The sequence below is a fragment of the Kitasatospora aureofaciens genome, assembly GCF_019192735.1.
Classification (GTDB): Bacteria; Actinomycetota; Actinomycetes; order Streptomycetales; family Streptomycetaceae; genus Kitasatospora; species Kitasatospora aureofaciens_A.
On the sequence record NZ_JAHTKP010000124.1, the window covers coordinates 1 to 7509 of the forward strand.

7 protein-coding genes and 1 pseudogene are annotated in these 7509 nt (G+C 73.1%); 5 read left to right on the forward strand and 3 right to left on the reverse strand.

Features of this window, described 5'->3' with window-relative positions; all coding sequences use genetic code 11:
- Positions 1-143 precede the first annotated feature (143 nt).
- A pseudogene (locus KV557_RS45095) lies at positions 144-581 on the forward strand (SDR family oxidoreductase); the annotation flags it as partial.
- A gap of 29 nt (positions 582-610) precedes the next feature.
- Complete coding sequence (locus KV557_RS43870; RefSeq protein ID WP_256178716.1) at positions 611-1000, forward strand: hypothetical protein; 390 nt, start codon at positions 611-613, stop codon at positions 998-1000.
- Between the two features lie 257 nt (positions 1001-1257).
- Here the strand turns inward: KV557_RS43870 and KV557_RS41070 are convergent, their stop codons facing one another.
- Positions 1258-2199, reverse strand: coding sequence for a LysR family transcriptional regulator (locus KV557_RS41070; protein WP_218207196.1), 942 nt, complete (start codon positions 2197-2199; stop codon positions 1258-1260).
- A 142-nt stretch (positions 2200-2341) separates the two neighbouring features.
- Between KV557_RS41070 and KV557_RS41075 the strand changes: the two genes are divergently transcribed.
- Complete coding sequence (locus KV557_RS41075; RefSeq protein WP_218207198.1) at positions 2342-3742, forward strand: MFS transporter; 1401 nt, start codon at positions 2342-2344, stop codon at positions 3740-3742.
- Positions 3743-3926: 184 nt separating this feature from the next.
- Positions 3927-4712: a slipin family protein gene (locus tag KV557_RS41080; protein WP_218207199.1), complete on the forward strand. Its 786-nt coding sequence runs from the start codon at positions 3927-3929 to the stop codon at positions 4710-4712.
- 5 nt (positions 4713-4717) lie between these two features.
- Here the strand turns inward: KV557_RS41080 and KV557_RS41085 are convergent, their stop codons facing one another.
- Complete coding sequence (locus tag KV557_RS41085; RefSeq protein ID WP_218207202.1) at positions 4718-5299, reverse strand: TetR/AcrR family transcriptional regulator; 582 nt, start codon at positions 5297-5299, stop codon at positions 4718-4720.
- Positions 5300-5554: 255 nt separating this feature from the next.
- On the opposite strand from KV557_RS41085, the gene KV557_RS41090 reads away from it, so the two are divergent.
- Entirely contained in the window at positions 5555-6472 is a 918-nt protein-coding gene (locus KV557_RS41090; RefSeq protein WP_218207204.1) for a hypothetical protein, read from the forward strand.
- Between the two features lie 61 nt (positions 6473-6533).
- On the opposite strand, the gene KV557_RS41095 is transcribed toward KV557_RS41090, so the two are convergent.
- Positions 6534-7283 carry a YcnI family protein gene (locus KV557_RS41095; RefSeq protein WP_218207205.1) on the reverse strand — a complete coding sequence of 250 codons (750 nt, stop codon included), beginning with the start codon at positions 7281-7283 and terminating at the stop codon, positions 6534-6536.
- Positions 7284-7509 lie beyond the last annotated feature (226 nt).

Consider the following 7509-nt stretch of genomic DNA (forward strand, 5'->3'; position numbering starts at 1 on the left):
CAGACTTCTCCTGCAACGGGACTCCCGGTGATCGTCTTGCTCAGCACAAGTTGATCTATCAGGACGTCCCGTTGCGTCATTCAGCAGGGCTTGACGTGCAGCTCAAGACCCAAACGCAACGGCGTTGGGGAGGAGAGTCATCCGTGATCGTTGTGACGGGTGCCACCGGTACGGTCGGATCCAAGGTGGTCGTGGGGCTGCGGGAGCGCGGTGAGACGGTGCGGGCGCTGGTCCGCAACCCGGGGGAGGCACCGGCGGAATGGGACGACGCGGTCGAGCGGGTGGCCGCCGACTTCTCCGACCCGGCCTCGCTGGACGCGGCGCTGGCCGGCGCTGACGTCGTCTACCTGCTGGTCGCCGTCCACCCGGAAATGGCCGCCCACGAGCGGAACGTCATCGACGCGGCGGTGCGGACCGGCCGCCGGCCGCGGATCGTCCTGCACGCCGCTGCGGGCGTCGAGCAGCGGCCGGCCGGTGTCCGGTTCGTGGCCTCGCACGTCGCCGGGCTGGACCACCTGCAGGCGAGCGGGCTGCCGTGGACGGTGATCGCGCCGAACGGCTTCTACCAGAACTTCCTCGGCATGGCGCAGGCCGTGCAGGCCGGCTGGCCGTGCCGGGCGGCGAGGGCGCGGTGTCGTACGTCGACGCCCGCGACGTCGCGGCGGCGGCCGTCGAGGTGCTGGCGACGGAGGGGCACGAGGGCGCCGTCTACACCCTCACCGGCCCGGCGGCGCTGCCGCACGGCGAGCTGGCCGAGCAGCTGGCCGCCGTGGCCGGCCGGCCGGTGGACTACACCGCCGTCGCGCCGGAGGCCGCCCTGGCCGGGATGTTCGACGCGGGCTGGGACCCGTGGCGGGCGGAGGGCATGGTCGAGCTGTACGGGCTGTACGCGGCCGGGTACGCCTCCGCCGTCAGCTCGGACGTGGAGAAGCTGACCGGGCGTCCGGCCCGCTCGTTCGCCGAGTTCGCCACCGATCACGCGGCGGTCTTCGGCGGCTAGCACCACCCGACCGTGTCACCGTTGCCCAAGCGGCGGCGGTGTCACGGCCGACCCGTCAGCCGCTCCCCGAATGAAGACGATCCCGCCACGCCGGTACCACCGCGACGAGCATCATCCCCCACGCAACAGGCAGACCGCGACGACCGCCGCCATGCCGCCGGTGGCGGTGAGTATCAGCGCGGGCGCCCCGAGCAGCACCAACCGAGCGCCCGGAACTCCCGCCGAATCGCCCCTGAAACAAGAGAGTTGACGGCTAATCAAGCCGTCAGCCCTCCGTGCGGACGCCCGTCCGTCGGCCCGGCCAGCTCGTCCGCGAGCGCCGTCAGGGTCGAGCGCAGCAGCCGGACCAACGGGTCCTGCTCGCGCCGGGGGTGCCACACCTGGGTGACGCGCAGCGGCCGGAGGCCCGTCGGCGCCTCGACGGGCGCCAGGCCCAGGGTGTCCGCCAGCTCCCCGACCAGGGCGGCGGGCGCGATCGCCACCAGGTCGGTCCGGCTCGCGAGGTGCAGGGCGGCGAGGTAGCCGGGCACCACGCAGCGCACCGTCCGCGGATGCCCGGCCTCGTGCAGCTCGCGGTCGAGCGCGCTGTCCGGGCGGCCGCTGCGGGACACCAGCACGTGTCCGGCAGCGGCGAAGCGCTCGGCGGTCACCGCGCCGCCCCGGGTCAGCTCGTGCCCGGCCCGGACGACGACCGTCAGCCCGGCCCGGAAGAGCCCGAGGGAGTGCAGGCCGGGGTACTTGGCCGCGTTGACGATCAGGGCGAGGTCGGCGGTGCCGTCCCGGACGGCGTCCGCGCCGTCCCGCCCGCCGTCGGCGGCGAGGAGCCTCAGCTGGGCGGCGGGCGCGGCGGCCGAGAGCCGGGCGAGCAGCCGGTCGCTCCAGGTCAGGATCAGGTCCTGCGGGGCGACGACGGTCAGGCTGCGGGCGAGCGGCCTGGCGTCCCGGTCGAGCAGCTCCTCCGCCTGTTCGAGCCAGAGCCGTAGGCGCGGACGGAGGTCGAGGGCGACGGCCGTCGGCTGCAGGCCTCGGCCCGAGCGCGCCAGCAGCGGGTCCTGGAACGCGCGGCGCAGCCGCCCGAGGGCCCGGCTGGTGGCCGGCACCGACAGGTTGAGGCGGTGTGCGGCCCGGGTGACGGAGCCCTCCTCAAGGAGTGCGTCGAGGACCACCAGCAGGTTGAGATCGACCGACGAGAGTTGCACCAGGTGAAACTATCAGTTATCGAATTGCTGATTGCTGCAACTCCTGAGGGCGGCCTAAGTTCGAGGAGGAGCGGCCCCGCGGCCAACCGGCCCGCGTCCGAGCGACGCTCCTTCCCATCTCGTGACCCGGAAGGGGTCCTTCATGACGCTTGCCCTGCTCCGACGCGCCCCCGACAGTCCCCCCGTCAGTCCCCGCACTCTCGGCCCGGCCGGACTGATAGTCGTCTGCGGCGCGGCCATGTTCATCACCAGCCTGGACTCCACGGCGGTGAACGTCGCCCTGCCCTCCCTGCGGACCGAACTCGGCGCCGGACCGGCCCAGTTGGCGTGGATCGTGGACGCCTACACGCTGACCCTGGCGGTGCTGCTCCTGCTCTCCGGCGCGCTCGGCGACCGGCTCGGGCGGCGCACCCTGTTCCGCGCCGGGCTGCTCGTCTTCGGCCTCGGCTCGCTGGGCTGCGCCCTCGCCACGGGGGCGGGCGAACTCGTCGCCGTCCGCGTCGCGCAGGGCTGTGGCGCGGCGATGCTGGCGCCGAACGCGCTGTCCACCCTCACGACGGCGATCACCGACCCGGTCCGGCGGGCCCGGGCGATCGGCTTCTGGGCCGGGATCTTCGGGCTCGCCGCCGCCGTCGGACCGCTGGTCGGCGGCGCCCTGATCGACACCCTGGGATGGCGGTGGATCTTCCTGGTCAACCTGCCCGTCGTCGCGCTCGCGCTCACCGCTTCCGTCCGCGTCCCCGAGACCAGGGGCGGCACCGGCCGGCCGCTCGACCCGTTCGGGCTCGCGCTCGGCGCGGTCGCCGTCTTCGGCGTCACCCAACTGCTGATCCACGGCGCCCACTACGGATACGGCGGCGTCACGCCGGTGGTGTGCGGCGCGCTCGCGGTCGGCGGCGCGGTGGCGTTCGTCGCCGTCGAACGGCGGCGCCCGCACCCGGTGTTCCCGCTCGCCCTCGTACGGCACGCCACGTTCACCGCCGCCACCGTCACCGCCGTCCTCGCGTTCGCGATCCTGGCCGGGTTCCTCTTCGTCTCCAGCCTGTACTGGCAGCACGACCGGCACGCCTCCGCCCTGCACACCGGGCTCGCCCTGCTGCCGGCCACCCTCGCGATCGCCGTGGTGTCGCCGCTGAGCGGCCGGCTCATCCACGTGGTGGGCGCGCGTCGGCTGCTCGTCGGCTCCGGGCTGCTGCTGGCCCTCGGGGCGGGGATCCTCGTGTTCGCTGCGACCAGCGACCGCTACCTGCCGTACGCCGCAGGGTACTTGGCGCTCGGCCTCGGCTTCGGCCTGATCAACCCGCCCATCACCAACACCGCGGTGGCCGGCCTGCCGCCCCAGCAGGCGGGCGTCGCCTCCGCCCTGGCCACGACCTCGCGCCAGCTCGGCAACACGCTCGGCGTCGCCGTCCTGGCCACGGTCGCCGCCGGACGCGCGGACGGCGCGAGCGTCGACCAGCGCCCGGCGTGGATCATCGCTGCCGGCCTCGGCCTCGCCATCGCGGCGCTCAACGCCGCCGTGGGGCGGCGGTCCCGCAGGTAGCGAGCGGGACGGTCCCGCAGATAACAAGTGGGCGGTCCCGCAGGTAACAAATCGTCAAGTCCGTTCCGGCGCCTGTCCGAGCCCGCGCCGCGAGCGCATACTGAGCTGCGCGGCTTGCATCCGCGCGACAGGGGCCCGTCCGGTCCCGGCCCGGCTGCGCCGCGACGGGGGAGGTCGCAGCACCATGGCGGTTGTCGTACTCATCGTCGTCCTGGCCCTGTTCTGGCTGATCACCGGCGTCCGGGTGGTCCAGCAGTACGAACGCGGCGTGGTCTTCCGGCTCGGCCGGGTCCGCAGCCGGGTCCGCCAGCCGGGCCTCACCCTGCTGGTGCCGGTCGTCGACCGGATGCGCAAGGTCAACGTCCAGGTCATCACCATGCCGGTGCCCGCCCAGGAGGGCATCACCAAGGACAACGTCTCCGTCAGCGTCGACGCCGTCCTGTACTTCCGCGTCTTCGAGCCGATCAAGGCCACCGTGGACGTCCAGAACTACGGCTTCGCGATGCTCCAGGTCGCCCAGACCTCGCTGCGCTCCATCATCGGCAAGAGCGAGCTGGACGACCTGCTCTCCGGCCGGGAGAACCTGCACCGCGGCCTGGAGGTGATGCTGGAGAGCCCGGCCACCGGCTGGGGCGTGCACATCGACCGGGTGGAGATCAAGGACGTCACCCTCCCCGACTCCATGAAGCGCTCGATGGCCCGCCAGGCCGAGGCCGACCGCGAGCGTCGCGCCCGCATCATCACCGCCGACGGCGAGTTCCAGGCCGCCGCCAAGCTCGCCGAGGCCGCCATCACGATGGCCGAGACCCCGGCGGCGATGCAGCTGCGTCTCCTCCAGACCGTGGTCGAGGTCGCGGCCGAGAAGAACTCCACCCTGGTCCTGCCGTTCCCCGTCGAACTCCTCCGCTTCTTCGAGGCCGCCGCGACCCGCGTCACCGACCAGCCCCAGCCTCCGGCCGACCGCGGCTGACGGATTCAGAAGCGGACCATCGGCAGCAGCACCTCGTCGACGATGGCGTCCGGATCGAGCTGCACGGACTCGCCCCCGCACATCTTGATGCGGTACAGCATGAGCGCCGGGACGACGTCGGTGACCAGCGGCGTGACGGCGCCCGGGCGGACCTCGCCCCGGGCGGTGCCGCGGGAGAGGACCTCGGCGATCAGGCGGCTGGTGGGCTCGACCACGCGGGCGAGCACGATCTCCAGGAAGACGTGGGCCCGCTGGTGGTCGAGCTCGCCCATGATGGCGCGGACGGCGGCGCCCGGCTCGCTGAACATCGCCGTGCGCAGCCGGGTGACCACCTCGATCAGGTCCCCGCGCAGGCTGCCGGTGTCGGGGGCCGGCCCGGCCGGGGGCAGGCAGGCGCACAGCGCGTCCTTCACCAGCTCCTCCTTGGAGGACCAGCGGCGGTAGAGCGCGGCCTTCCCGGTCTGCGCGGCGGCGGCGACGCCCTCCATCGTGAGGCGTGCGTAACCGTCCGTGGTGAGCTGCTGGAGGGTGGCCTCGAAGATGGCGCTCTCCAGCACCTCGCCGCGCCGGCGCAGTGGGACGGGCATCCCGGCACCACCTCTCCGTGCTCTCCGAACCGTCCGTAGTGACCGATCGCTGTCCCTGTCACTCCGGCTCTACTGTCGATATTAGTGAACGGAACCGTTCTCTCCCAGTCCCCGCTCCCCCGCTGTCAGCGGAATCGGGTCGCGACTTTCCGTTATCGCGGTTCCTGTCGCCGGTCTCCTCCTGTAGTGAGGCCGAATCCCCTCGGCCCCGGACGGCGCCCCCTCCGGCGCACCAGCCACGGGAAAGACCTGCCGATGACCGCTTCTCCTCGTCCGTTCTCCCGAGGTTGGCTGCTCGCGTCCTGCGTGCCCGCGCTGCTCGTTCTCGGGATGGCCGCGACCGTTCCGTCCACGCCTTCCGGCTCCCCGCACGCCGGGATGCCGAGCATGCCGGGGATGGCCGGGATGGCCGACATGGCAGGCGCTTCCCAGGACCCCTCCCCAGACCCGTCCCAGGAGCCCGCCCGCGGCCTCGCCGCCGAACAGGGCGGCTACCGGCTGAAGATCGGGACCACCGACACGCCCGCCGGCCGGCCGCTGTCCGTCCGGTTCGCGATCACCGGCCCGGACGGCAGCCCGGTCACCGACTTCGCCGTCCACCAGACCAGGAAACTGCACTTCTACGCGATCCGCACCGACCTCACCGGCTACCAGCACCTGCACCCGGACATGGCCGACGACGGCACCTGGACCGCCGGCCTCGCCGCCCTCACCCCGGGCACCTGGCGGCTGTACACCGACTTCATCCCGAACACCGGGCCGCACAAGGGCAGGGAGTTCGTCCTCAGCCGCACCGTGGCCGTGCCCGGCGAGGCCGCCCCGGTGCCGTTGCCCGCCCCGGCCGATCGCACCACGGTCGACGGCTACACCGTCGCCCTGCACGCCGAACCGATGGCCGGTGCACACCAGTTGACCGCGACCGTCAGCCAGGACGGGCGACCTGTCACCGACCTCCAGCCCTACCTGGACAGCTACGCCCACCTCAGTGCCTTCCACGAGGGCGACCAGGCGCTGGCCCACCTCCACCCGGCGAACGCGGTGAACGGCGACCACGGCGGGCCGACGCTCACCTTCCAGGCCCTGCTCCCCGAGCCGGGCAACTGGCGGGTCTTCCTGCAGTTCCAGACCGCCGGACGCGTCCACACCGCTCAGCTCACCCTGCACATCGACTGACACCCCCACGGGATGCCCGGGTGGGCACCGGCGCCGACGCCGGCGCCCACCCGGGGCGGGATCAGGACCCGGTGCCCGTACGCCGGCGCAGGCCCAGGACGCCGAGCGCGGCACCGACCACGCCGACGACGATGCCCACGATGCCCAGCGTGCGGGCAGCGCTGTCGGACGAGGACGACGAGCCGTCCGAGGCGGAGGCGGCGGCCGGGTGGCTGTCGCTCCCGGAGGCGTCCCCGGAGGCGCTCGCGGACGCGCCCTCGGCGGCCGCCTTGGTGAGGGTCAGGGCCGGGGCCGGGTGCTGCGGCTCGGCCTGGCCGGGCGCGCTCTCGTCGATCCACCGCACCACGGTGCCGTCGTCGTAGGTCTGCAGGGCCTTGAAGACCAGCTTGTCCGTGTCGGTCGGCAGCGGGCCGAGGGAGATCCTGAAGTCCTGGAACTGGCCGGGGGCAATCTTCGCCCCGGCGTTCGCGGTCCAGGTGATCTTCGAGACGGCCTCGGTGATCCGGTCGCCGTCGTCGGTCTTGAGCGGGGTGGCCAGCTTGGTCTTCTCCACCGTGGCGGTCCAGCCGGGCACCGCCTCCGTCGCCACCGAGGCGACCGGGTGGTCGGCCGGCAGCGTGACCTCCAGCTTGGTGGTGGAGGCGGTGTCGCTCTCGTCGGGAACGCGGAAGGCGACCGCGGGGAAGCCGCCCTGGGGCGCGGTGCCGGGCTGAACGGTCACGTGGGCGAACGCGGGGACCGCGGTGGCGAGCACGGCGGCACCGGCGAGCACGGCTGCCGCAGCGGCGCGCCGGGAAACAGGGGAACGCATGAAGAGAATCTCTCCGTCCGGGAGATGGGCACGTCGCGGCCCGGCGCGGCGGCGTACGGCCGCCGCACGGGTCGGCGTGCGGTGATCAGGAGGTGTCGTCGCTAGGGCACGTATTCGGTCGTGATCAATCTGCGCGATTCACCCTCGCGGCGGGTCCTGATCCGGTAGACCGTGTTACGTGACGCGAGCGCAATTGACGGATGCGGAGTGGGTGTTGATCGAGCCG